The organism is Pantoea phytostimulans (assembly GCF_046118715.1).
GTDB classification, from domain to species: Bacteria; Pseudomonadota; Gammaproteobacteria; order Enterobacterales; family Enterobacteriaceae; genus Pantoea; species Pantoea phytostimulans.
This window is the reverse complement of sequence record NZ_CP173698.1, coordinates 2490063-2513062: the sequence shown is the minus strand read 5'-3', so window position 1 is coordinate 2513062 and position 23000 is coordinate 2490063. Positions and strand designations below refer to the sequence as shown.

Sequence of the window (23000 nt, the reverse complement as noted above, 5' to 3'; positions counted from 1 at the left end):
TAAAAAACCCCGGCGAACCGGGGTTTAGCTGACTTAGTCGTCGAGGAAGCTACGCAGCACTTCCGAGCGGCTCGGATGGCGCAATTTACGCAAGGCTTTGGCTTCAATCTGACGAATACGCTCACGCGTAACGTCGAACTGTTTGCCCACTTCTTCCAACGTATGGTCAGTGTTCATATCAATACCGAAACGCATACGCAGAACTTTGGCTTCACGTGCAGTCAGGCCAGCCAACACATCGTGAGTGGCATTACGCAGGCTTTCTGAGGTAGCAGAATCCAGCGGCAGCTCTAACGTGGTGTCCTCGATAAAATCGCCCAAATGTGAATCTTCATCATCACCAATCGGCGTCTCCATTGAGATCGGCTCTTTAGCAATTTTCAACACTTTGCGAATTTTATCTTCTGGCATCAGCATGCGTTCAGCCAGTTCTTCTGGCGTCGGCTCGCGGCCCATCTCTTGCAGCATCTGACGCGAAATACGGTTGAGCTTGTTGATTGTCTCAATCATATGCACCGGAATACGGATGGTACGCGCCTGGTCAGCAATAGAACGGGTAATCGCCTGGCGAATCCACCATGTGGCGTAAGTAGAGAACTTATAACCACGACGATATTCGAACTTATCAACCGCTTTCATCAGGCCGATGTTACCTTCCTGAATCAAATCAAGGAACTGCAGACCACGGTTGGTGTACTTTTTGGCGATTGAGATCACCAGACGCAAGTTGGCTTCCACCATTTCTTTCTTCGCGCGACGCGCTTTGGCTTCACCAATCGACATGCGACGGTTGATATCTTTCACTTGCTCAATGGTCAGGCCGGTCTCTTCTTCAATCTGAGCCAGTTTTTGCAGGGAACGCATAACGTCATCCTGCACTTCAAGCAGCTTTTCAGACCACGGCTTGTTCATTGCCAGCGCAGCTTTGAACCAGCTTTCATTGGTTTCGTTGCCGGTGAACAGCGTGATGAAGTTTTTCTTCGGCATTTTGCACAGTTCAATACACAGCTTCATGATCAAACGTTCCTGAGTACGGACACGTTCCATCATTACGCGCATGCTGTTTACCAGGTAATCGAACTGCTTCGGCACCAGGCGGAACTGTTTAAATACGTCAGAGAGATTCTGAATTTCAGCAACGGCATCAGCGTGGCTGCGGCCCTTGCTTTTGATAACGGTACGCGTAGTTTCATACTGCGTACGCAGGTCAGAAAACTTCTCACGTGCCAGCTCTGGATCGATTGAGTTATCGTCATCAGCACTGTCGTCATCTTCTTCGTCATCTTCTTCTTCATCGTTACGATCTGCTTCAGAAAGTTCAGAACCGACATGCGTTGCAGTCGGTGCGATATCTTCTTCAGCATTCGGATCGACGAAACCGGTGATCAGATCAGACAAGCGTGATTCGCCTGCTTCAACTTTATCGTACTGATCCAGCAGATAAGTAATCGCTTCCGGGTATTCAGCAACAGAGCATTGAACCTGGTTGATACCGTCTTCAATACGCTTAGCGATGTCGATTTCGCCTTCACGCGTCAGAAGTTCAACGGTACCCATTTCACGCATATACATGCGAACCGGGTCAGTGGTGCGGCCAATTTCAGATTCAACGCTGGATAATACCTGAGCGGCCGCTTCTGCAGCATCTTCATCAGTATCGGAGCTGTTTTCGTTCAGCATCAGATCGTCAGCATCCGGGGCTTCTTCAACCACCTGAATGCCCATGTCGTTAATCATCTGGATGATGTCTTCGATCTGATCGGAGTCGACGATATCTTCCGGCAGATGGTCATTGACCTCAGCATAGGTCAGATAGCCTTGCTCCTTACCACGGGTGACAAGAAGCTTGAGCTGTGACTGCGGGTTTTGCTCCATAAGACGGTATCCACACTTCTGTTAATTAGATTGGTGTCGGTCGGCAGCGAGCCAACAATAGCAGTGAAGGCATTATATTCTTGCCGCTACCCTCGTCGCGGCGTGGGCTACGCCCATCAGTAATCGGCACTTAAGCCGCAAATCTTGCTGTCCGAGATGGCCTTCATAACCCTTTGCAACGCGGCAAACGGGCGGCAGTAATGATCTCTCTGGAACAATGTTAATTAGGCTTGGCTTTTATGCCGACGTCTTCAAATTGACGAGACGCGCCTTTAAAACTGATTAGCCTGCTTTACTGCCATTTCTGGCGTCTTCAACTTCAGGCCCAATGAAACTGTTATTTCTTTGCAAGAGCCTGGCTCAAAGCCCAGAACTCACGGCGTTCTTCAGCACTTAATCCCTGTGTACGATCGCGTGCGATGAGCGCTTCAAGCCGCTGTTCAAGCGCGGAGTCGTAAACACTGGCCAGCGAGTCCTGAAACACCTCTTCAGCTTCCTCATCCACTATCATGTGGTTCCAGATTGCCAGGGTTTCAAGAGTCTGACTAAAATTTGTTCCGCGATATAACTCTAGTAGCTGGCCAGTGGTCAAGCCAGGATTCTCGTTACAACGGTTGATTAAGTCGACAAACAGCGGCAAACCGGCCATTTTCGATTCAGCAAGCCCGTCAAGCGACGGCACCATCGTGGCCAGTTGCGGATTCTGTATCAATAAGGCAACCAACACGCGCATGGTCGTTCGCTTAAGCGGCGGCGCAATCGGCGCCGCTCCGCTTGTAGCCAGCTTGGGCATCAACTTTTCAAGCTGATTGTCATCCAAAATGCCGAGCTTATTTCCCAGTTCCTGACGCATATAAATACGCAAGGTTTCACCTGGGATTTGTGAAATCAAAGGTAGTGCTAACGTGCTCAAGCGCGTTTTGCCATCACGTGAACTGAGATCGACCTGCGGCAGCAAAGAATCAAATAAGAAAGAGGAGAGCGGCATTGCCTGCTCCATACGCGCTTCGAACGCCTCTTTCCCTTCTTTGCGTATCAGCGTGTCTGGATCTTCGCCATCCGGCAAAAACATAAAGCGTAGCTGACGACCATCATTCATGTAAGGTAATGCGGTCTCGAGGGCACGCCATGCGGCTTCGCGACCCGCGCGATCGCCGTCATAACAACAGATGACATTATCAGTGCTGCGAAACAGCAATTGAATATGTTCGGCTGTGGTTGACGTACCGAGCGACGCTACAGCGTAATCAACGCCAAACTGCGCAAGCGCGACCACATCCATGTAACCTTCAACCACTAAAAGTCGTTTTGGTTCAGGATGATTTTTTAGTGCTTCATACAGGCCATAAAGCTGACGGCCTTTATGAAAAATGGGTGTTTCTGGCGAATTTAAATATTTGGGCGTGTCGTTACCCAATACGCGTCCACCAAAACCAATGACACGGCCTCGCTTGTCGCGAATTGGAAACATGACGCGCTCGCGAAAGCGGTCATAGGTGCGGCCCTTATCATTGGTCACTAACATGCCGGCTTCCATTAATGATTCACGATCGTCCGGCTGCTTACCAAAACGTTTGAGAACATTGTCCCAACCGGCGGGAGCATAACCAATCGCGAAATGATTAATGATGTCGGCGCTCAGGCCGCGGCGGTCAAGATAGTCGCGTGCGGGCTGGGCATTGGATTGCTGCAGGCTTTGCTGATAGAAACCATTCAGATTATCCATCAACTGATAAAGGCTTTGTCGCTGATGACGTTCCATCGGCGTTGGCCCGCTGCCTGCTTCATAAGGCACTTCTAAACCGTGGGAAGTGGCTAACTCTTCAATACTTTCAACGAACTCAAGACGATCATAGTTCATTAAAAAATCGATAGCGTTGCCGTGGGCACCACAGCCAAAACAGTGATAAAACTGTTTCTCACCGTTTACGGTAAAAGAGGGCGTTTTCTCGTTATGGAAAGGACAGCATGCGTGGAAATTCTTACCCTGCTTTTTCAGCTTAACGCGGGCATCGATAAGATCCACGATGTCCGTGCGGGCAAGCAAATCATTAATAAATACGCGTGGAATTCGTCCAGCCATACGCCCCAAATTTTTAGCTCATAAACGGCAACAAGCCGCGCTTCCTTTCGGAAAGCACGGCCTTTTACTTGACTCTGTCTGCGTATATTACGCGATGGAGGCGAACCTCCAGAAGAACTTAGTACAGACGAGTGCGGCGTGCGTTTTCGCGAGCCAGTTTCTTGGCGTGACGCTTAACTGCAGACGCTTTAGCGCGCTTACGTTCGGTAGTCGGTTTTTCATAGAACTCACGACGACGAACTTCAGCCAGAACGCCTGCTTTCTCGCAAGAACGTTTAAAGCGACGCAGTGCTACGTCGAACGGCTCGTTTTCACGTACTTTAATTACCGGCATGTAACCTCTTACCTCAATAATATTCGGTTTTGCTGCTGACTGCGGCGCCAGCACATTTCAAAATGGTGCAGCATTTTACTCCAACTCAAGTTGGTTTGTAAAGCGCCATGTATAATTTGAAACCAACAGGAGCGATTACCTGTGCGGCTGCCGGTTTTTTTTCAGGGGCGGAAGTATAGCGCACTCTTTAGGCGGCAGAAAATCACTTTTTGCAGGGTTTGGCACCTCTGTCTGCACATTTGCTGTGCTAAACTGCGCGCCGCAAGAAAGAGGTGATGCAATGCGAATTTTGGGTATTGAAACGTCATGCGATGAAACCGGCATCGCAATCTACGATGATCAGGCCGGTCTGCTGGCTAATCAACTTTATAGTCAGGTAAAACTGCACGCCGATTACGGCGGCGTCGTGCCTGAACTGGCGTCACGCGATCACGTGCGCAAAACCATTCCACTGATTCAAGCCGCGTTGAAACAGGCAAATTTACAGCCGCAGCAGATTGATGCGGTAGCGTATACGGCGGGTCCAGGTTTGGTCGGCGCGCTGCTTGTAGGGGCAACCATTGGCCGTGCGTTGGCCTTCGCCTGGAAAGTGCCGGCTGTGCCTGTTCACCATATGGAAGGGCATTTGCTGGCGCCGATGTTAGAGGATAATCCTCCCTCCTTTCCGTTTGTCGCGTTATTGGTTTCTGGTGGGCATACACAACTGATCAGCGTAACCGGCATCGGTGAGTATGAACTGTTGGGTGAATCGATTGATGATGCTGCCGGTGAAGCGTTTGATAAAACCGCTAAGCTGTTAGGACTCGATTATCCGGGCGGACCAATGCTGTCAAAAATGGCGCAGCAAGGTACGGCAGGCCGCTTTAAATTTCCCCGACCGATGACCGATCGCCCGGGGCTGGATTTTAGTTTCTCTGGCTTGAAAACCTTTGCAGCGAACACGATTCGCGGTAACGATGACGATGATCAAACGCGAGCCGATATCGCACGCGCGTTTGAAGATGCGGTGGTGGATACGCTCTCGATCAAGTGCAAGCGCGCGTTAGATCAAACCGGCTTTAAGCGTTTGGTCATTGCAGGTGGCGTCAGTGCGAACAGCACGTTGCGTGAGCAGATGGCTAAAATGATGCAGGCGCGCGGTGGAGAAGTTTTTTACGCTCGCCCTGAATTCTGCACCGACAACGGCGCAATGATTGCCTACGCGGGCATGGTGCGCTTAAAAGGCGGAACCCGCGGTGAGCTAGGCGTAAGTGTTCGTCCTCGCTGGCCGCTAGCGGAATTACCCGCCATTTGACGTAAAAAAAGCCGGCTAGCCGGCTTTTTTATTCTTCGCGCTTTTTCTTACGCTTCCAGATTTTTGTTTCTTGTCCGCGCCACAGGCGCTGGATGTTGTCGTGATGGCGCAACAGAATAAGACAAGAAAGCATCGAAACCGGGAACGTAAACTGCGGTTTAAACCACCATACGTAAAATGGCGCAATCAGTGCACTGATTATCGCACCCAACGATGAGTAGCCGCTTAATAATACGGTCAGCAACCAGGTTCCCGTCATTAATCCCGTCAGATCCCAGCCAATCGGCGCAATCGCACCTAATGCTGTTGCTACGCCTTTACCGCCGCGAAAACGGAAAAACACCGGATAGATGTGACCCAGACAAGCAGCAATTGCCGTTAAGCCAAGATAGAGCGGCGATACGTGCAACACATAAGCGAGCCAGACGGGCACCATGCCTTTCAATACGTCGAAAATCAGAACGCAGATCGCTGCCGCTTTGCCGCCCACGCGTAACACATTAGTCGCACCAGGGTTTCCTGAGCCGTGAGCGCGAGGATCGGGCAGGCCAGCGAGTTTGCAAACCAGGATCGCACTGGAAATCGAACCGCAAAGATACGCGAAAATAATCATACCAAGCGCGATAGCACTCATAACACAGTACCGTTTCCTTTAGGGTCGTTTTGTTCTCTTTAACCATGGATAATACGCATAATCCGCCGGAAGTGGTATCCGGCTTAGCCAAAAACAGAGACTGACATCATGGATATCGTATTTATAGAACAACTCACGGTGTTCACCACCATTGGCGTTTACGACTGGGAGCAAGGTATTCAACAGAAGCTGGTGCTCGATGTCGAAATGGCTTGGGATAACCGTTTAGCCGCGAGCAGCGACGATGTGAAGGATTGCCTGAGCTACGCTGACGTCTCCGAAGCCATCCTGACCCACTTAAACGGCAGCCGTTTTGCGCTTGTTGAGCGCGTAGCTGAAGAAATCGCGGATCTGTTGATGAACCGTTTCAATTCGCCGGGAGTACGTATAAAGGTAGCAAAACCGGGGGCTGTAGCCCAGGCAGCGCAGGTTGGCGTTCGAATTGAGCGCGGGACTATTCCTAAATAAACTCGATGTGATTGCCATCACAATGAAACCAAACCAAATTACTGTTTGTCATAGCAAGTGCCGTTTCGTTGCTTAACGCGAATTAGCCCAAAAACGTAAGGTTTTATTCAGGCGAATGCAGGCAGAATTTCAGGCGATAGCCCTCGCGCTACCGCCTTTTTAATGGTTTTAACACGGATAGAGGGAAAATTTGATGGCAGATATTCATCAGCTTTGGGTAGCTGCAATCCTGGGCATTGTCGAAGGGTTAACCGAGTTTTTACCGGTCTCTTCAACAGGGCACATGATTATAGTTGGCCACCTGCTGGGCTTTGAAGGGCAAAAGGCTGAAACGTTTGAAGTAGTGATTCAGCTGGGTTCGATTCTGGCGGTAGTGGTGATGTTCTGGCGCCGCCTGTTTGGTTTAATTGGTATTCGCTTCGGTGAAGTGAAACATGAGGGCATCGGCAGCGGACATTTAACGCTGATCCACATTCTGCTGGGCATGGTGCCAGCCGTGGTGGTTGGGCTGGCATTTCATGATCAAATCAAAACGCTGTTTAACCCGATAAACGTGATGTATGCGTTAGTGGTAGGGGGTGTGCTGTTGCTGGCGGCGGAGTTTTTCAAACCTAAGCAGCCTAAAGCGGTTGGTATTGACGATATCACTTATCGTCAGGCGTTTATGATCGGTTGCTTCCAGTGTCTGGCGCTGTGGCCGGGCTTCTCGCGTTCAGGTGCGACTATTTCTGGCGGCATGCTCATGGGCGTGAGCCGCTATGCGGCATCAGAATTTTCATTCATCCTGGCGGTGCCGATGATGATTGGCGCAACAGGATTAGACCTCTACAAGAGCATCGGTTTCCTGACCATGGAAGATTTCCCGATGTTTGCGGTGGGTTTCATTACTGCATTTGTCGTCGCGATGATCGCCATCAAAGTCTTCCTTGAACTCATCAAGCGAATCTCTTTCGTTTCGTTTGCTATCTACCGCTTCATCCTTGCAGCGGTGGTTTACACGATCTTTATGTAAACCGTTTCGCGGCCAGTCATGCTGGCCGCGAAGTCGTAATACCCTCAGCGACGGCAGCAATACGTCGTCGCGTGAGCTCCTCCCGCACTTCAATTCCTTTAAATCCAGCCTCAACCACTGCCTTGGTGGGTACAGCTTGTGCCACTGCAAAAGCGCGGCGTAAATAGTCGCCTTGCGGATAAGGCATGCTTTCTAAACCTGCACGTCCACGCGCATCCGCTTCACTGGTCAGCGCCATCTGTTCAACACGTTGGGGTTTACGCCAGGCATCAATGCGATCAAACAACGCCACTAACGACTCTGCAGATTGGCGCTCAATAGTATGCACCACGTCATGAAACTCAGTGACGACCAAGGCTAAATCTCGAATGGCGTTTGGTACGCGCAGGCGCTGACACAATGCTTCAACCAAGGGAACGCCTGCCGGGCCATGTCCATGATGGCTTGGCCACTTTTCGGGCGGCGTCAGGGCCTTGCCAATATCATGAAACAGCGTGGCAAAACGCACGTCCAATGAATCAGATAAAGCCGCTGCCATAGCCAGTGTCATCAAGGTGTGAACGCCTGTATCAATTTCTGGATGCCATTTTGCCGGAGCCGGAATACCAAAAAGATTATCGATCTCGGGGAACAACACCTTGAGTGCACCGCAATCACGTAAGACCTGAAAGTAAACCTGAGGATTACGCGTCGTCAGGGCTTTCTCAGTCTCTTTCCAGACACGCTCAGCGGTGAGATCAGCAAGTTCTCCGCTTTCCACCATCGCCCGCATTAGCGCTTGGGTTTCATCGGCAATGCGGAAATTAAGGTGTGCGAAGCGGGCTGCGAATCGCGCAACACGCAACACGCGCAGCGGGTCTTCATTAAAAGCCATGGAAACGTGGCGCAGCAGGCGCTCAGCAATGTCGCGTTGGCCATGATAGGGATCGAACAGGCGACCTTCTTCGTCGCGGGCAATGGCGTTAATGGTCAGATCGCGACGCTGCAGATCTTGCTCCAGCGTTACGTCCGGTGCCGACCACGTTACAAACCCGGTATAGCCTGTGCCGTTTTTGCGCTCGGTACGTGCCAACGCATACTCTTCCCGGCTTTTAGGATGGAGGAAAACCGGGAAGTCGCGCCCAACTTGTTGATAGCCTTGCTCAAGCATGGCTTCTGGCGTGGCACCAACAACGACCCAATCTTTGTCTTTAACCGGCAGATTCAAGAGCGCATCACGTACTGCGCCACCTACAAGAAACGTCTTCACTCAACAACTCCAGAGATAAATAAGTGACTTACGCACCTGCGGCTTCCTGCTCCTGAATTCAGGTGTGCATGTTGTTTTATTGTTGCACACATTTGCCAGATTGCAGGCATGCGAAAAAGGGCATCTGGCGATCCCCTTTTATAAACAAACAGATACGCGTTAGTTCATCCAGCGATCTTTTTTCTTCCGGCTTGGGATCATGTGTGGCAATAACAAGCCCAACAGCAGACCAACACCGAGTACGCCGCCACCATACATAAACCACTGCATAATGATGGTGCGCTGTTTGTCATCCAACTGCACGTTAGCGGCGCTGACTTTCTTCTGGGCGACAATCAGCTCGTTTTTCAGCTTCTGATTATCATTTTGCAGACCGGTAATGACGCTGTCGCTGTTAGCGACTTTGTTCTGCATTTCAGAGGTGCGTTGATTCCAGCTGTTATCGATGTTATCCAGCTTGGCGGTAAGATCTTTAACCTGCTGCTCTAGCTGCGGCACGCGTGTACGCAGGCTTGGACTGGCGCTCAACTGTGACAACGGAATCCACGTAGTGCGGCCTTCTGAATCACGGATCTGGCCGTAATTCGTGTCGTTGTTGGTTTGCACCAACTGCACTTCTTCACCTGCGTTCAGCTTACCAAGCAGGCGAAACTGATCGCCTGGTCCGCTGCGAACCCAGGTAGACAATTCATCAGAAACGTAACGTTTTTCTTCGGCGTGGGCAGGTGCGAGAGTGCTGAGAGCCAGCAAAGTAATTCCAGCGAGTGTGATTTTTTTCATTAGATTTCGTATTTGCTTGATGACTAAAAATTTACCGGCACAGTCTGGAGAGGCTTCGCATAAATCTGAATGAGAACTATCCTGGTCTCAATTACCTGCGAAAAGGGCTGCGAAAGCACAAAGAAAGCAGAGACAGCCCGGCTTCTGTGCATTAATCTTCGCCTGATAACCCCTTTAGCTTTCAAGCTGCAACTGCATTAATTCGCTGATTGCGGCCTGGAATATGCGAGGGAAAACCTCTTAAGTGCCAGCGGCGTATTGAATAAAAAATTATGACCATTGAAATCGAACTAAAGTTCATTGCGACATCACAGGCTGCCGAGAAATTGGCAGACGCACTCGTGGCGTGGCCGCATCAGTATCAGGCTGCGCGTGAGTTAACCAATATCTATTTTGAAACCGACGACAATCAGTTGCGTCGTTGGGATATGGGTTTGCGCATTCGTGGTGTCGATCAACGCTATGAAATGACGCTAAAAGGCGGCGGCAAAACGCTGGGTGGTTTACACCAGCGCCAGGAATATAACGTAGATCTGGTTGAGCCGAAACTCGATATCACTCAATTACCTGTTGAAATCTGGCCGAAAGAAACCGACATAGCTGACTTGCAGCAGCGTTTGCAGCCACTGTTTACTACGCATTTCCAACGCGAAATTTGGTTGGTGACCTTCGGCGGCAGTGAAATCGAAGTCGCATTTGATCGGGGTGAGGTTGCCACAGAGTCTTTCAGCGAGCCGCTGTTTGAAGTCGAGCTGGAACTCAAACAGGGCGAGCGTAGCGACATGCTGGCTTTCGCTCAACAGCTGATCGCAGTCAGCGGGCTTCGATTGGGCAGCCTGAGTAAAGCTGCACGTGGCTATCAACTGGCGCAGGGCAACCTGCCTCGTCCCGTTCGTGCTTTCTCCGTGTTGAAAACCGATGCAAAAGCCACGGTTGAAGAGGGCATGATTGCCGCGCTGTCAGCTGGACTAAACCATTGGCAATACCATGAAGAAGTTTGGTTACGGGGTAATGGCTCTGCGCAAGATGCCGTGCGCGAAGCGCTGGAAGTTTTACGTCAGGCGTTTGCTTTATTCGGCGCTTTAGTACCACGTAAAGCCAGCAGCGAGCTGCGCCAAAAGCTGACAACGTTAGAAGAGATCTTAGCGAATGAAGAGGTCAACGCGCAGGATTTTTGCTTCTCTCCACTCTCTGTTGAAACACAGTTAGCACTCACTCGCTGGTTGGTTGAATCGCACTGGCAACAATGGATTGATGAAAAAGGAAAGACCAAGCTTCAGGCTTCCTTCAAACGTTTCAGCGATATTATGTTAGCCCGCATCAATGCCGATCTTAAAGAGACGTTTAGCGCGGTCAAGCAGCCCAATGAGTACCATGACAAAGCGACACGCCTTGCTCGTCAGCTGCTCACCGTTCACTTGCTGGCAGGCGCGTATGTGCAGGAAGCCGTGGCGATTTGGCTGGCGCCATGGCAACAGCTGCAACTGGCTATTGAGGCGCACGAGGAAAATGGATTGCCGTGGCTGGCTGGGCAGGCCATCAAGCAACCTGCTTTCTGGAAAAGCAGCGGTCCAGCGCGTTAAGTCCGAACACATCATCAGGGAGGGAATATGTTGCCAGAATTACCTGCATTATTACGATCACAAGCTGAAAGTGCCGCAGTGCGATTGGGCGCGCCTTTTGCCTCGTTAAGCGCAGAGCAGGTCCCGGGCCTGGCGTTTAGCGATTTCGTGGTGGAAAATCTGCAACAACATCCCGACTGGTGGCAAGAGATCCAGCGAGAGTCGCCGCAAGCGGATGAGTGGCGACATTACGCTAACTGGCTGGCGTTGGAAATGCAGACAGTCGACAGCGAAGCAACATTGATGCGTGTGCTGCGGCTGTTTCGTCGTCGAATGCTGGTTCGCATTGCATGGATGCAGTGCTTGTCTCACGCGAGTACCGAACAAAGCCTGCAGCAGCTGAGCGTTTTAGCCGAAGTCCTTATTTGCCGCGCCCGTGATTGGGTGTATCAGGATTGCTGCCAGGATTTTGGCACGCCCTGCAACGCAGAAGGCGATGCCCAGCCGATGCTGATTCTCGGCATGGGTAAGCTCGGTGGAGGAGAACTCAACTTCTCCTCTGACATCGATTTAATCTTTGCCTGGCCAGAAAATGGCGTGACGCGTGGAGGACGGCGGGAGCTTGATAACGCGCAGTTTTTCACGCGCATGGGGCAGAGACTGATTAAAGTATTGGATCAGCCCACGATTGATGGCTTCGTTTATCGGGTTGATATGCGTTTGCGCCCGTTTGGTGATAGCGGCCCGCTGGTGCTCAGTTTTGCCGCACTGGAAGATTACTATCAGGAGCAAGGCCGAGACTGGGAGCGTTACGCCATGGTCAAAGCGCGCCTGATGGGCGATGAGCAGGATCGCTGGAGCCAGGAACTGCAACAAATGCTGCGACCTTTTGTCTATCGTCGTTACATCGACTTTGGCGTGATCCAGTCGCTGCGTAATATGAAAAGCATGATCGCGCGTGAAGTACGTCGACGCGGCCTGAAAAACAATATCAAGCTGGGTGCGGGTGGCATTCGTGAAACCGAATTTATTGTTCAGGTCTTTCAGCTGATTCGTGGTGGACGTGAGCGTTCACTTCAACTGCGTGCCCTCATGCCAACGTTGGCGGCGATTGGCGAGCTGGCGCTGTTACCCGCTGAGCAAATTGACGCATTACGTAATGCTTATCTGTTTCTACGTCGGCTGGAAAACCTACTGCAAAGTCTGGGCGATCAACAAACGCAAACCTTACCTGACGATGAACTTAATCGCGCGCGACTAGCATGGGCGATGAATACCGATGGCTGGCTGGCGTTAATGGCGCAAATGGAGACGCACATGTCATCCGTGCGCGCTATTTTCGATGAGTTGATCGGTGAAGATACACCCGACATTGACGACCAGCGCGAACTGGCTGAATTCATCGGGCTGTGGCAGGACAAGCTGGACGAGGATGATCTGGTGCCGTTAATGCCGCAACTCAATGAAGAGCAGCGTCGTTCGCTGCATCAAACGCTGGAGGCGTTCCGTCAGGATATTAATCGGCGCACTATTGGACCGCGTGGACGCCAGGCGCTTGATCAGCTCATGCCGCGCTTGCTCAGTGAAATCTGCCTGCGAACAGATGCTGCGGTGACGTTTAGCCGTTTGACACCTTTATTACTCGGCGTCATTACGCGCAGTACCTACCTTGAGTTGCTAACCGAATACCACGGTGCGCTGCGCCATCTCATTCGCCTCTGTGCCGCTTCACCGATGGTCGCCAGCCAATTGGCGCGCCATCCTTTACTGCTGGATGAGTTGCTTGATCCCGCTACGCTGTATCAACCTACTGCCACTGATGCGTATCGTGATGAATTACGCCAATACCTGATGCGTATTCCTACCGATGACGAAGAGCAACAGCTTGAAGCGCTACGCCAATTTAAGCAGGCCCAGCTTTTGCGTATTGCAGCAGCGGATATTGCTGAAACCTTGCCGGTAATGAAAGTCAGCGATCACTTAACCTGGCTGGCAGAAGCGATTATAGAATCCGTGGTGCAGCAAGCGTGGAACATGATGCTGCACCGCTATGGTCGACCTTCACACCTTAAAGATGAAAATGAGCGTGGTTTTGCGGTATTAGGCTACGGCAAGTTAGGCGGTTGGGAACTGGGTTACAGCTCAGATCTTGATTTAGTGTTCCTGCACGATTGCCCACTGAATGCAGTCACTGAGGGTGAACGCAGTATCGATGGCCGCCAGTTTTACCTGCGGCTGGCGCAGCGGGTGATGCATTTGTTTAGCACCCGTACCTCTTCCGGCATTCTCTATGAGGTTGATGCCCGCCTGCGGCCTTCGGGCGCAGCAGGCATGTTAGTCAGTACTTTCGACGCCTTTGCTGAGTATCAGCATCAAGAAGCCTGGACATGGGAGCATCAGGCGCTGGTGCGGGCTCGCGTAGTGTTTGGCGAACCCGCATTAGGGGAGCGTTTTAGCGAAATTCGTCGCGGTGTTTTATGTTTGTCGCGTGAGGCGGGTGGCCTGCAAACTGAAGTGCGGGAGATGCGCGAGAAAATGCGTACCCATCTCAGTAACAAGCATAAAGGTCGTTGGGACATCAAAGCCGACGAAGGCGGCATAACCGACATTGAATTCATCGCGCAATATCTTGTCCTACGCTACGCCACACAGCAACCAGCGCTGACGCGCTGGTCGGATAATGTGCGAATTTTCGAGCTGATGGCAAAGCACCACATCATGCAAGAAGATGAGGCACTCGCGTTGACGCAGGCTTACGTCGCGTTGCGTGATGCATTGCATCATCTTGCCTTACAGGAGCTTCCTGGCCATGTTGAGCCAGAAGCATTTGAAGTCGAACGACAAACGGTGAAAGAGAGCTGGCAGCGTTGGCTGGTTTCACCGGTTTCTCTCTAAGCGCCGGCTAATAGCACATTTCGCAACTGTGATATTATCCGCGCACTATTTTTACAGCAGTCTGGAGTGTCTGGAATGAAAGTGACTCTGCCCGCGTTTGGTCAAGCCTCGGTGCTGGTCGTCGGCGATGTGATGTTAGATCGTTACTGGTATGGCCCAACCAGCCGTATTTCACCTGAAGCGCCGGTACCGGTAGTGAAAGTGGACACGGTTGAAGAGCGTCCTGGCGGCGCGGCGAACGTAGCAATGAACATTGCTGCACTTGGCGCAGCATCACGTTTGATCGGTTTGACGGGCGAGGACGATGCGGCACGAGTACTGAGTAGCGCGCTGAAAGACGTCAATGTTAACTGTGATTTCGTGGCAATAAAAAGTCATCCTACCATCACTAAGCTGCGCGTACTTTCCCGTAATCAACAGCTTATCCGCCTTGATTTTGAAGAAGGATTTGAGCAGGTCGATCCAGAGCCCATTCATCAGCGTATGCGTCAGTCGTTAGCCTCCACCGGTGCGCTGGTGCTTTCTGATTACGCTAAAGGCGCCCTGAGCAGCGTGCAGGCAATGATTAAGTTGGCGCGCGAAGCGAAAGTACCGGTATTAATCGATCCTAAAGGTACTGATTTCGAACGCTATCGCGGTGCGACCTTACTTACCCCTAACTTTTCAGAGTTTGAAGCAGTGGTTGGCAAGTGTAAGAGCGAAGACGAAATCGTTACGCGTGGCATGCAGCTGATTGCAGACTATGACCTGTCGGCATTGCTGGTAACCCGTTCTGAAAATGGCATGACATTGCTTCAGCCGGGCAAAACGCCGCTGCATTTACCGACCCAGGCGCAAGAAGTTTACGACGTTACGGGAGCGGGCGACACAGTAATTGGCGTATTAGCCGCAGCCTTGGCCGCCGGAAACTCACTGGAAGAAGCCTGTTTCCTTGCCAATGCGGCAGCGGGTGTTGTTGTCGGAAAATTAGGCACATCAACGGTTAGCACCGTTGAGCTGGAAAACGCGATCCACGCCCGCCCTGAACAGGGTTTTGGCATCATGAGCGAAGCGCAATTGAAAGTGGCCGTTGAAATGGCACGCAAGCGCGGCGAAAAAGTGGTGATGACCAACGGTGTATTCGACATCCTTCACGCCGGTCACGTTTCTTATCTCGCTAATGCACGTAAGCTGGGTGATCGTTTGATTGTTGCGGTTAATAGCGACGCTTCTACCAAGCGGTTGAAAGGTGAAAGTCGTCCGGTTAATCCACAAGAAAACCGCATGATCGTACTGGGCGCGTTGGAAGCGGTAGATTGGGTTGTGGTGTTTGAAGAAGATACGCCGCAGCGTTTGATCGCCGGTATATTGCCTGATTTGCTGGTAAAAGGCGGCGATTACAAACCTGAAGATATTGCGGGAAGCAAAGAGGTTTGGGCCAACGGCGGTGATGTACGTGTGCTGAACTTTGAAGACGGTATTTCAACGACCAACATTATTAAAACCATTCGTGGCCAGTAAATAATGTAATAAGCGGGAGAAGGCTCTCCCGCTTTGTCATTTTATTCCGGGGTATTTTCCGGTTTGATCACTGCCGCTTCCTGTGGCGTGATCACTGCGGGTGCCGGTGCGGGTGCGTTTTGGCTCTCTAACTGTGCCAAACGTTGCTCCAACGCAGACAGTTTCTCGCGTGTACGCAGTAATACCTGCGTCTGCACATCAAACTCTTCGCGGTTGACCAAATCCATACGCGTCAGTTGCGCCTGAAGAACCTGACGAATTTTCTTTTCGACATCGTCACCAAACTCACGAATTCCCTTCGGCATCGCTTCATGGACCTGGCGTGCAATTTGTTCAATTTTTTTCGTGTCGATCATGATTATTTCCTGGTTACGGGTTGCTGATGGCAGCAGTTGTGCGCACTCGATATCTGCTAAGTGTAATGCCAGAAATGAAAAGGTTAAACCTGAAATCGGTAACGCAGGAAATGCCAAAGCATTTGCAGTTTTGTTGATTGCCGCTCCAGTTGATCGGCGCTATAGTAATTTTGCTTATTCTCAGGGCGGGGCGAAACTCCCCACCGGCGGTAAATCAGCGTCAGCTGAAAGCCCGCGAGCGCTTCACAAGTGATCGTGAAGGTCAGCAGATCCGGTGTAATTCCGGAGCCGACGGTTAAAGTCCGGATGGGAGAGGGTAAAGACATCTGCTGGGCTTTTTGTCCACGCCACGTTATTGCCACGTCTGTTGACGTCACTCCTAAGCTCGCCCTGATTCTGGTAACCCAATACATTTAAAAGGTTTTTATTACCATGAATCAGACGCTACTTTCTGAATTTGGCACGCCGGAACAGCGTGTAGAACGTGCCATCGCCGCACTGCGTAATGGACGCGGTGTGATGGTGCTTGACGATGAAAATCGTGAAAACGAAGGCGATATGATCTTTGCCGCTGAAACGATGACCGTTGAGCAAATGGCGCTCACCATTCGTCACGGCAGCGGCATTGTTTGTCTGTGCCTGACTGAAGAACGTCGTCAACAGCTCGATTTACCGATGATGGTGGAAAATAACACCAGCTCATACGGCACCGGTTTTACCGTCACTATTGAAGCTGCTGAAGGCGTTACCACCGGCGTTTCGGCCAAAGACCGCATCACAACGATCCGTGCAGCTGTTGCTGACAATGCCAAACCGAGCGATTTGAATCGTCCTGGCCACGTATTCCCTTTGCGCGCTCGCGATGGCGGCGTGTTAACGCGCGGTGGCCATACTGAAGCAACCATTGATTTGGTTACGCTGGCTGGTTTTAAACCCGCAGGCGTATTGTGTGAGCTTACGAATGATGACGGTTCGATGGCGCATGCACCTGAAGCTATCGTGTTTGCGAAACAGCATGATATGCCGGTAGTGACTATTGAAGATTTAGTGGCTTTTCGTCGCGATCGTGAAACGCGCCAGGCGAGCTGATTAACCTGCGTTATAAATGAAATGAAACAGGCCGGATTTCCGGCCTGTTTTGTCTTTTATCTACTGGCATAAAAAATGTGATTACCGATCACAACGGTACGTTCAAATGCGTGACGCCAGCCGGGCTTAACCCGATGAGCATGAAAATAAGTTGCTCCTTTCGTCACATCTTCCACTTCCCCATTAATAATTCTGTTCGCAAGCTCTTGCGCTCGCTGCCAGCTTTTGTCATGTGCTGGGGGATGTGAATGCGGATTTTTTTTTAGAGATGTCCAGGAAAACTGTTTCGGTGCATACACCACCGGACAGATTTCTTTCACATCCCATTTTGCCCTGTTCATGGTTACCGTGCCGACGGCAATTTGTCCCATTAACGGTTCACCACGCGCTTCGTGATAAATGTTCAGCGCCAGGCATAATATGGCACCTTGGACTAACATAACGCTCCGTTGGTTTATTGACGTGCAACGGAGTGTAATTAGTGAAGGTGGCCGACCGTACAAGACCCGTCTCGGTTAGAGGTTTATTGAGTATAAATCATTCAGCAATGCTTTTTTTATCAGTGATTTGCGACGATTCTTGCTCAGCCGATACCGGTGGTTTGTAAGAGCGTCAGGCTTAAACCCATGACGGTCATGCCACATAATACGCCGTAACTAGGATTGTTATGCGGGTCAATTTCGCGCGCTAATGGCATCAGTTCATCCACGGATAAAGCCACCATAATTCCTGCAACGGCCGCCATAACGGCAGCGATAATCACTGGCGAAACCATGGGTCCCAGCAGCATAAAAGCGATAATGCCACCTAAAATTTCTGCCATTCCCGATACGCAGGCCCAAAAGATTGCTTTCATTTTTGAACCCGTGGCAGCATACATCGGCCCGGCGACAGCTAATCCTTCCGGAATGTTATGTATGGCCACCGCAAGCGCGATCCCCATACCAAGTTCCATATCACTGCTGGCGGTAACATAGGTGGCAACGCCTTCCGGGAAGTTGTGCAAACTAATGCCCAACGTCAACAAGATAGCGGTACGACGCAAATTAGTCGGACGGCGTTTAACCGCGACCATATCTTGTGGATGCTGATGCGGCAGCATGCGGTCTAAAGCGAAGTATCCCAGCAGGCCCAGCATAAACATGCCATAACCCAAGATTGGCGACATACCTTCCGCATGTAATGCAGCAGGCAGCATCTCCATAAGCGAGATCAGCAGCATGATGCCAGCAGCAAAACCGAGAGCAAATGCGAGCACTCGATTAGAAGGTTTTTGTCCTATCACACCCAATAGCGCGCCGATAAAAGTCGCGGCACCTGCCAGCACGGTAAGCAGTAAAGGTACTGACATTGCACTCTCCTTAATGATAATGATTCCCAGTTAAAGTACCTTTAACCTTACAAAAGATCGAGTTTTGTTACGTAAAGAAATGTCGAAAAAAGATCATTCAAATTCTCTGATGATCATCATCATGCTTATCCGCGTGATTAGCGGCACAAACGGCGTATCGTAACGGCTATCAAGGCGGCACTTTTTAGGAAAGGTTTATGAGTCAGTTACGTATGCCGGCGCTGTTTTTGGGACATGGCAGCCCTATGAACGTGTTAGAAGAAAACCGTTATACCGAAGCCTGGCGGGAAGCAGGTGAAACGCTACCGCGCCCACGCGCCATTCTTGCTATTTCTGCGCACTGGTACACGCGAGGCACCGCAATAACGGCGATGGAAAACCCACGCACCATTCATGACTTTGGCGGTTTTCCTCAAGCACTGTTTGACACACGTTATCCTGCGCCGGGCTCGCCTGATTTGGCGGAAGAGATTGCTAAATTGCTGTCGCCTGTTCCGGTCCAGCTTGATCAGGAATGGGGATTCGATCACGGTTCCTGGGGCGTATTGATTAAAATGTATCCTGAAGCCGATATTCCTGTGGTGCAGTTGAGTATTGACGCGACTAAACCTGCAGCCTGGCATTTTGAAATGGGGCGTAAATTAGCAACGCTGCGTGATCAGGGCGTGATGATTGTGGCAAGCGGCAATGTGGTACATAACCTGCGAATGGTGCGCTGGGGCGGCGGGGATGACATCTATCCGTGGGCAAGTCGCTTTAATCAATTTGTGCGTGAAAATCTGGCATCACAAAGTGAGGCTGAAACGCATCCATTGGTGAATTTTATGCAGCATGAAGGGGCCAGCCTTTCGAATCCTACGCCGGAACATTATCTGCCACTTCTGTATGTTTTGGGCGCACGTCAGCCGGATGAACCCGTGACCATTCCCATTGATGGTATGGAATTAGGAGCAATCAGTATGTTGTCAGTACAGGTTGGGTAAAAATACTGAACAGGCCATTTATCTGGCCTGTTCATTTTTATTCAATAAAGGCGTGCGGATAAAAGCGAGAAAGATCTTGGGTGATCAAGTCACGATCTTCACGTAAGCCAATCCCGGCGGGTTGATCGTCTATTAGCCAACTGCCGATCAGCGTATAGCTGTCGCCAAATTTTGGCAGCGGATAAAATTCCTGCACAATCATGCCTTCTTCACCGTACGGCCCGTCAACGCGAGCAATTTCAGTACCATTCTCAACAATACGAATATTGGCACCTTCGCGTGAAAATAGCGGCTTGACCACATACTTCGTCATAGGTGGAACATCATCTTCCGCGAAATAGGCAGGCAACAAATTCGGGTGATTTGGGAACATCTGCCACAACATGGGCAACAAGGCTTTGTTCGACAAAATGCTTTTCCAGGCAGGCTCTAACCAGCGTACGCCAGCATCTGCCAACTTGGTTGAAAACATCTCGCGCAGCATGAATTCCCAAGGATAGAGCTTGAAGAGATTACTGATTACCTGATCGTGAGCATCAGTAAACTCGCCTTTTTCACCCAAACCAATTTCATCAATGAAAAGAAATTCGCTCGGTAAACCCGCTTCGGTCGCGCAATCTTGCAGATATTGCACGGTGCCGCGATCTTCATCAGTGTCCCGACAGCAGGCAAAATGCAACCACTGGAAGCCATGCTGCTGATGTAGGTTAGCGAAGCGCTCAATCAGCTTTTCTTGCAGGCTGTTGAATTGATCGCTGCCGGCCGGCAATTGGCCTGCATTAAGCTGATCTTCCAGCCAAAGCCATTGAAAAAAAGCCGCTTCATACAGTGAGGTTGGGGTATCGGCATTATTTTCCAGCAGCTTTGCATCACCTTTACCGTCCCAGGCGAGATCGAGACGCGAATAAAGAGAGGGTTGACGCTGTTGCCATGAATCGCGGACAAAATCCCACGTATGTTTGGGAATACGGAATTTAGTCAGCAACGCCTCGCTGCTCACCACTTTCTCCACTACCTGCAAACACATCTGGTGTAATTCAGCAGTGGTCTCCTCTAGCTGGTCAATTTGTGCCAGCGTGAACTGATAATAAGCGTCTTCACACCAGTAAGGCTCGCCATGCATGGTATGAAAACGAAAACCAAATTCAGTGGCTTTTTCTCGCCAGCCTGGGCGCTCAGAAATAGCAATGCGTTGCATATGGCGGTTTTAGCCTCCCAGCGAGCGGTTGGATGTTCCGGTGGCGCTGCTGCGTTGCATGGCATTTTGCTTGGCGACGGTTTCACCGAAGCCACCCCGCGTTACGGTTGACGTTGTCGCGGGTTTAGGGGCTAATGCGGTTTTTGGCACATTCATAGTGCGGCCTGAAGTGGCAGAACCATAGTTACGGCCTGAAGCATCAACAAACTGGCCTCGTGCTGGGCTGTTTGCGGCTTTCGGTGAGAACAGTGGTTGCTGCGCGAATCCCGCGCCGCCGCCCATCATGCGGCCCATCATATAGCCAGCCATTAATGGCATCCAGAAGCTGCCACTCTGTTGGTTTTCGGCATTATTCGTGCCGACGCCTGCTTGAGCAGGTGTTTGCTGGCATTGGTTTTCACCAAATTCAGCCACACAATCTTCACGCGTTGCATATTTTGGTGCAGTACGTTCTGCTTCCTTTACCGCGTTGTTGTAAGCCGTGGTGCATTGCGCGCTCTGACTTGGATTGGCTTTCGCACATTCATCCGCATTCTGGTAGAGCGACACGGTTTCATCGTTTTTTTCGCAGCCAGCCAGCATAAATACCGCCGAGACGGCGATAGCGACTGGCGTTAAATGTCTGGCTTGCCAGCTTTTGCGAAAAGCAGCATAGCGAATAGATTTTGTCCGTTTCATTATCATGATCCTTTGCCCAAAGGTAGCACTTAGGATAGGGGATGGAGGGGGGAAATTGAAGCTGAAGCCGGGAAGGGGAAAGGATCTTTACGTAGCTATACGTTTGAAAGAGAAGCGGGCCGCAAAGCGACCCGCATCAGGATTAATTACCGAATGGGTTTCCGGTATTTCTGGCTGCAGCAGGACGTGCAGCTGATGCCGATGCATTAGCAGCAGGGCCATTATCAACGCGAGCTGTTTGCTGAGCATTTTCAGGCGCAACAGTTTCTGGTGAAGTCGCGATCTCTTTACCCAGTTGGCTGTTCAGCGTCTGCAGGTTTTGCTCATTGAGCGTACCCAGCGCATAGCTGATGTTAAGCTGGTTAATCAGATAGCTATAACGTGCATCAGAAAGTTGCTGTTTGGCGTTGTATAACGTCGTGGTCGCATCCAACACATCAACGATAGTACGCGTACCAACTTGATAACCCGCTTCTGAAGCATCCAGTGAGCTCTGAGCAGAAACAACCGCCTGTTTGTAGGCATCAATGCTACTTACTGAAGCATTAACGTTGTTGTAAGAAGAACGCACGGTTTGCACGGCAGAACGGTGCGCGCTTTCTAACTGCTCGCTGGCACTGACAAAGTTGTACTGCGCTTGTTTAACCTGCGACGTGACCGAACCACCACTGTACAGCGGTAATGAGAAGCTCAGACCAACCTGATTCGAGCCTGTAATCGAGTCAGCTGAACTGGTTGATTGATTCGCACGGCTGCCACCGTATTTGCTGTTAGACATACCCGTTGAAGCAGTCAAATCCAGCGTTGGCATGTGGCCCGTTTCAGCAGAACGAATTTGCTCACGCGCTAAATCTTGGTTCAGGCGTGCGGACAACAAGGTCAGGTTACGGCTTTCCGCTTGCTTCAGCAGTGCGTTCACTGCATCTGGCTTGCTGGTTTTGAAGCGATCAATATTCAGTGATGCTAACGACAAATAATCCATACCGGTAATCTGACGCAACGACTCAACGGTATTATCAAGGTTGTTGCGTGCAGTCACTTCGTCCGCTAAGACGCTGTCATATTGCGCACGGGCGTTCTGCACGTCAGTAATGGCAACCAATCCCACATTAAAACGCTGTGTAGTTTGATCTAATTCACGATAAATCGACTGTTTCTGCGCTTCAGTGTAGGAAAGGGTATCAATCGCTTTCAACACGTTGAAGTAGGCGGTCGCCGTGTTCAGGATCAGATCCTGTTGTGCAACCTGGTAAGTGACATCCTGGATGCCCGCAGCTTTCTCTTGCAGCGTCAGCGCACGCCATTTTGACATGTCAAAGATGGTTTGCGTTAATTGTAAGGTTCCGCTAGTGGTATTGGAGTGAAGTCCGCTGCTGTCGCGATAACCGTTATTGTAGGTGTAATCTGCACCCAAACCGAGTTGGGGTAATAAAGGGCTTCGCGCTTCGTTGATTTTCTCAAATGCTGAATCACGATCTGCCGCAGCACTGCGCAGATCTGGGTTACTCAGTCGCGCTTGTTGATAAACCTGAAGCAGGTCTTCTGCCTGACTGGCGAAGCTGAAACCGCCCAGGCTCAGCCCAATAAAAAATGGGAGCAGTTTTTTCATTTGCATTCCTTTTGTTGCAGCAAATTGCAGTGGTAGCGCTGCCGAATAAG

Annotated in this window: 20 protein-coding genes and 1 riboswitch; of the genes, 8 read left to right on the top strand and 12 right to left on the bottom strand. The window is 50.8% G+C overall.

Going from position 1 to position 23000, the window contains the following annotated elements; genetic code table 11:
- Positions 1 to 33: 33 nt before the first annotated feature.
- The 3 genes from rpoD to rpsU form a co-directional block, all read right to left on the bottom strand.
- A complete protein-coding gene (rpoD, locus tag ACF2G4_RS11655) occupies positions 34 to 1875 on the bottom strand; it encodes an RNA polymerase sigma factor RpoD (RefSeq protein ID WP_215845552.1) in 1842 nt (613 codons plus the stop codon).
- A 337-nt stretch (positions 1876 to 2212) separates the two neighbouring features.
- Positions 2213 to 3958, bottom strand: a complete 1746-nt coding sequence (dnaG, locus tag ACF2G4_RS11650; protein WP_243078923.1) for a DNA primase — start codon at positions 3956 to 3958, stop codon at positions 2213 to 2215.
- A gap of 118 nt (positions 3959 to 4076) precedes the next feature.
- Positions 4077 to 4292, bottom strand: coding sequence for a 30S ribosomal protein S21 (gene rpsU / locus ACF2G4_RS11645; RefSeq protein WP_001144069.1), 216 nt, complete (start codon positions 4290 to 4292; stop codon positions 4077 to 4079).
- A gap of 280 nt (positions 4293 to 4572) precedes the next feature.
- On the opposite strand from rpsU, the gene tsaD reads away from it, so the two are divergent.
- Complete coding sequence (tsaD, locus tag ACF2G4_RS11640; protein ID WP_243078924.1) at positions 4573 to 5586, top strand: tRNA (adenosine(37)-N6)-threonylcarbamoyltransferase complex transferase subunit TsaD; 1014 nt, start codon at positions 4573 to 4575, stop codon at positions 5584 to 5586.
- A gap of 28 nt (positions 5587 to 5614) precedes the next feature.
- Here tsaD and plsY read toward each other — a convergent pair whose 3' ends face one another.
- Entirely contained in the window at positions 5615 to 6220 is a 606-nt protein-coding gene (plsY, locus tag ACF2G4_RS11635) for a glycerol-3-phosphate 1-O-acyltransferase PlsY (RefSeq protein ID WP_215845554.1), read from the bottom strand.
- Positions 6221 to 6328: 108 nt separating this feature from the next.
- On the opposite strand from plsY, the gene folB reads away from it, so the two are divergent.
- Complete coding sequence (gene folB, locus ACF2G4_RS11630) at positions 6329 to 6688, top strand: bifunctional dihydroneopterin aldolase/7,8-dihydroneopterin epimerase (RefSeq protein ID WP_243078925.1); 360 nt, start codon at positions 6329 to 6331, stop codon at positions 6686 to 6688.
- A 193-nt stretch (positions 6689 to 6881) separates the two neighbouring features.
- Positions 6882 to 7700, top strand: coding sequence for an undecaprenyl-diphosphate phosphatase (gene bacA / locus ACF2G4_RS11625; protein ID WP_215845555.1), 819 nt, complete (start codon positions 6882 to 6884; stop codon positions 7698 to 7700).
- Positions 7701 to 7716: 16 nt separating this feature from the next.
- Here the strand turns inward: bacA and ACF2G4_RS11620 are convergent, their stop codons facing one another.
- Positions 7717 to 8949, bottom strand: coding sequence for a multifunctional CCA addition/repair protein (locus tag ACF2G4_RS11620; protein ID WP_332625812.1), 1233 nt, complete (start codon positions 8947 to 8949; stop codon positions 7717 to 7719).
- A 159-nt stretch (positions 8950 to 9108) separates the two neighbouring features.
- The gene (locus ACF2G4_RS11615; RefSeq protein WP_243078927.1) at positions 9109 to 9729 is read right to left on the bottom strand and encodes a TIGR04211 family SH3 domain-containing protein; all 621 of its coding nucleotides are present in this window, start codon (positions 9727 to 9729) and stop codon (positions 9109 to 9111) included.
- A 272-nt stretch (positions 9730 to 10001) separates the two neighbouring features.
- Between ACF2G4_RS11615 and ACF2G4_RS11610 the strand changes: the two genes are divergently transcribed.
- The 3 genes from ACF2G4_RS11610 (at position 10002) to hldE (ending at position 15686) form a co-directional block, all read left to right on the top strand.
- On the top strand, positions 10002 to 11312 hold the full coding sequence (locus ACF2G4_RS11610) for an inorganic triphosphatase (protein ID WP_409074862.1): 1311 nt from the start codon (positions 10002 to 10004) through the stop codon (positions 11310 to 11312).
- 27 nt (positions 11313 to 11339) lie between these two features.
- Positions 11340 to 14186, top strand: coding sequence for a bifunctional [glutamate--ammonia ligase]-adenylyl-L-tyrosine phosphorylase/[glutamate--ammonia-ligase] adenylyltransferase (gene glnE / locus ACF2G4_RS11605; RefSeq protein WP_409074861.1), 2847 nt, complete (start codon positions 11340 to 11342; stop codon positions 14184 to 14186).
- A gap of 75 nt (positions 14187 to 14261) precedes the next feature.
- Complete coding sequence (gene hldE, locus ACF2G4_RS11600) at positions 14262 to 15686, top strand: bifunctional D-glycero-beta-D-manno-heptose-7-phosphate kinase/D-glycero-beta-D-manno-heptose 1-phosphate adenylyltransferase HldE (protein WP_409074860.1); 1425 nt, start codon at positions 14262 to 14264, stop codon at positions 15684 to 15686.
- Positions 15687 to 15727: 41 nt separating this feature from the next.
- Here hldE and ubiK read toward each other — a convergent pair whose 3' ends face one another.
- On the bottom strand, positions 15728 to 16042 hold the full coding sequence (ubiK, locus tag ACF2G4_RS11595) for a ubiquinone biosynthesis accessory factor UbiK (protein ID WP_243078931.1): 315 nt from the start codon (positions 16040 to 16042) through the stop codon (positions 15728 to 15730).
- Between the two features lie 172 nt (positions 16043 to 16214).
- Positions 16215 to 16364, top strand: a riboswitch (FMN riboswitch).
- 110 nt (positions 16365 to 16474) lie between these two features.
- Between ubiK and ribB the strand changes: the two genes are divergently transcribed.
- Positions 16475 to 17131 (top strand): 3,4-dihydroxy-2-butanone-4-phosphate synthase, encoded by a 657-nt coding sequence (gene ribB, locus ACF2G4_RS11590; protein WP_332625805.1) that lies wholly within the window; start codon positions 16475 to 16477, stop codon positions 17129 to 17131.
- Positions 17132 to 17187: 56 nt separating this feature from the next.
- Here ribB and ACF2G4_RS11585 read toward each other — a convergent pair whose 3' ends face one another.
- Positions 17188 to 17502: a cell wall hydrolase gene (locus ACF2G4_RS11585; protein ID WP_409074859.1), complete on the bottom strand. Its 315-nt coding sequence runs from the start codon at positions 17500 to 17502 to the stop codon at positions 17188 to 17190.
- 212 nt (positions 17503 to 17714) lie between these two features.
- A complete protein-coding gene (zupT, locus tag ACF2G4_RS11580; RefSeq protein WP_215845562.1) occupies positions 17715 to 18482 on the bottom strand; it encodes a zinc transporter ZupT in 768 nt (255 codons plus the stop codon).
- A 197-nt stretch (positions 18483 to 18679) separates the two neighbouring features.
- Here zupT and ygiD point away from each other — a divergent pair, with 197 nt between their 5' ends.
- Positions 18680 to 19465 (top strand): 4,5-DOPA dioxygenase extradiol, encoded by a 786-nt coding sequence (gene ygiD, locus ACF2G4_RS11575; RefSeq protein WP_409074858.1) that lies wholly within the window; start codon positions 18680 to 18682, stop codon positions 19463 to 19465.
- Between the two features lie 37 nt (positions 19466 to 19502).
- On the opposite strand, the gene ACF2G4_RS11570 is transcribed toward ygiD, so the two are convergent.
- The 3 genes from ACF2G4_RS11570 to tolC all read right to left on the bottom strand — a co-directional run bounded on the left by ACF2G4_RS11570 (position 19503) and on the right by tolC (position 22950).
- Entirely contained in the window at positions 19503 to 20663 is a 1161-nt protein-coding gene (locus ACF2G4_RS11570; protein WP_243078935.1) for a glutathionylspermidine synthase family protein, read from the bottom strand.
- Between the two features lie 9 nt (positions 20664 to 20672).
- A complete protein-coding gene (locus ACF2G4_RS11565) occupies positions 20673 to 21341 on the bottom strand; it encodes a DUF1190 family protein (RefSeq protein WP_409074857.1) in 669 nt (222 codons plus the stop codon).
- Positions 21342 to 21483: 142 nt separating this feature from the next.
- Entirely contained in the window at positions 21484 to 22950 is a 1467-nt protein-coding gene (gene tolC / locus ACF2G4_RS11560) for an outer membrane channel protein TolC (RefSeq protein WP_243078937.1), read from the bottom strand.
- Positions 22951 to 23000: the final 50 nt, after the last annotated feature.

Bases quoted from the DNA above. Each gene is read 5' to 3' on its own strand.
- rpoD (WP_215845552.1), bottom strand. From the start codon at position 1,875: ATGGAGCAAAACCCGCAGTCACAGCTCAAGCTTCTTGTCACCCGTGGT.
- dnaG (WP_243078923.1), bottom strand. From the start codon at position 3,958: ATGGCTGGACGAATTCCACGCGTATTTATTAATGATTTGCTTGCCCGC.
- rpsU (WP_001144069.1), bottom strand. From the start codon at position 4,292: ATGCCGGTAATTAAAGTACGTGAAAACGAGCCGTTCGACGTAGCACTG.
- tsaD (WP_243078924.1), top strand. From the start codon at position 4,573: ATGCGAATTTTGGGTATTGAAACGTCATGCGATGAAACCGGCATCGCA.
- plsY (WP_215845554.1), bottom strand. From the start codon at position 6,220: ATGAGTGCTATCGCGCTTGGTATGATTATTTTCGCGTATCTTTGCGGT.
- folB (WP_243078925.1), top strand. From the start codon at position 6,329: ATGGATATCGTATTTATAGAACAACTCACGGTGTTCACCACCATTGGC.
- bacA (WP_215845555.1), top strand. From the start codon at position 6,882: ATGGCAGATATTCATCAGCTTTGGGTAGCTGCAATCCTGGGCATTGTC.
- ACF2G4_RS11615 (WP_243078927.1), bottom strand. From the start codon at position 9,729: ATGAAAAAAATCACACTCGCTGGAATTACTTTGCTGGCTCTCAGCACT.
- ACF2G4_RS11610 (WP_409074862.1), top strand. From the start codon at position 10,002: ATGACCATTGAAATCGAACTAAAGTTCATTGCGACATCACAGGCTGCC.
- glnE (WP_409074861.1), top strand. From the start codon at position 11,340: ATGTTGCCAGAATTACCTGCATTATTACGATCACAAGCTGAAAGTGCC.
- hldE (WP_409074860.1), top strand. From the start codon at position 14,262: ATGAAAGTGACTCTGCCCGCGTTTGGTCAAGCCTCGGTGCTGGTCGTC.
- ubiK (WP_243078931.1), bottom strand. From the start codon at position 16,042: ATGATCGACACGAAAAAAATTGAACAAATTGCACGCCAGGTCCATGAA.
- ribB (WP_332625805.1), top strand. From the start codon at position 16,475: ATGAATCAGACGCTACTTTCTGAATTTGGCACGCCGGAACAGCGTGTA.
- ACF2G4_RS11585 (WP_409074859.1), bottom strand. From the start codon at position 17,502: ATGGGACAAATTGCCGTCGGCACGGTAACCATGAACAGGGCAAAATGG.
- zupT (WP_215845562.1), bottom strand. From the start codon at position 18,482: ATGTCAGTACCTTTACTGCTTACCGTGCTGGCAGGTGCCGCGACTTTT.
- ygiD (WP_409074858.1), top strand. From the start codon at position 18,680: ATGAGTCAGTTACGTATGCCGGCGCTGTTTTTGGGACATGGCAGCCCT.
- ACF2G4_RS11570 (WP_243078935.1), bottom strand. From the start codon at position 20,663: ATGCAACGCATTGCTATTTCTGAGCGCCCAGGCTGGCGAGAAAAAGCC.
- ACF2G4_RS11565 (WP_409074857.1), bottom strand. From the start codon at position 21,341: ATGAAACGGACAAAATCTATTCGCTATGCTGCTTTTCGCAAAAGCTGG.
- tolC (WP_243078937.1), bottom strand. From the start codon at position 22,950: ATGAAAAAACTGCTCCCATTTTTTATTGGGCTGAGCCTGGGCGGTTTC.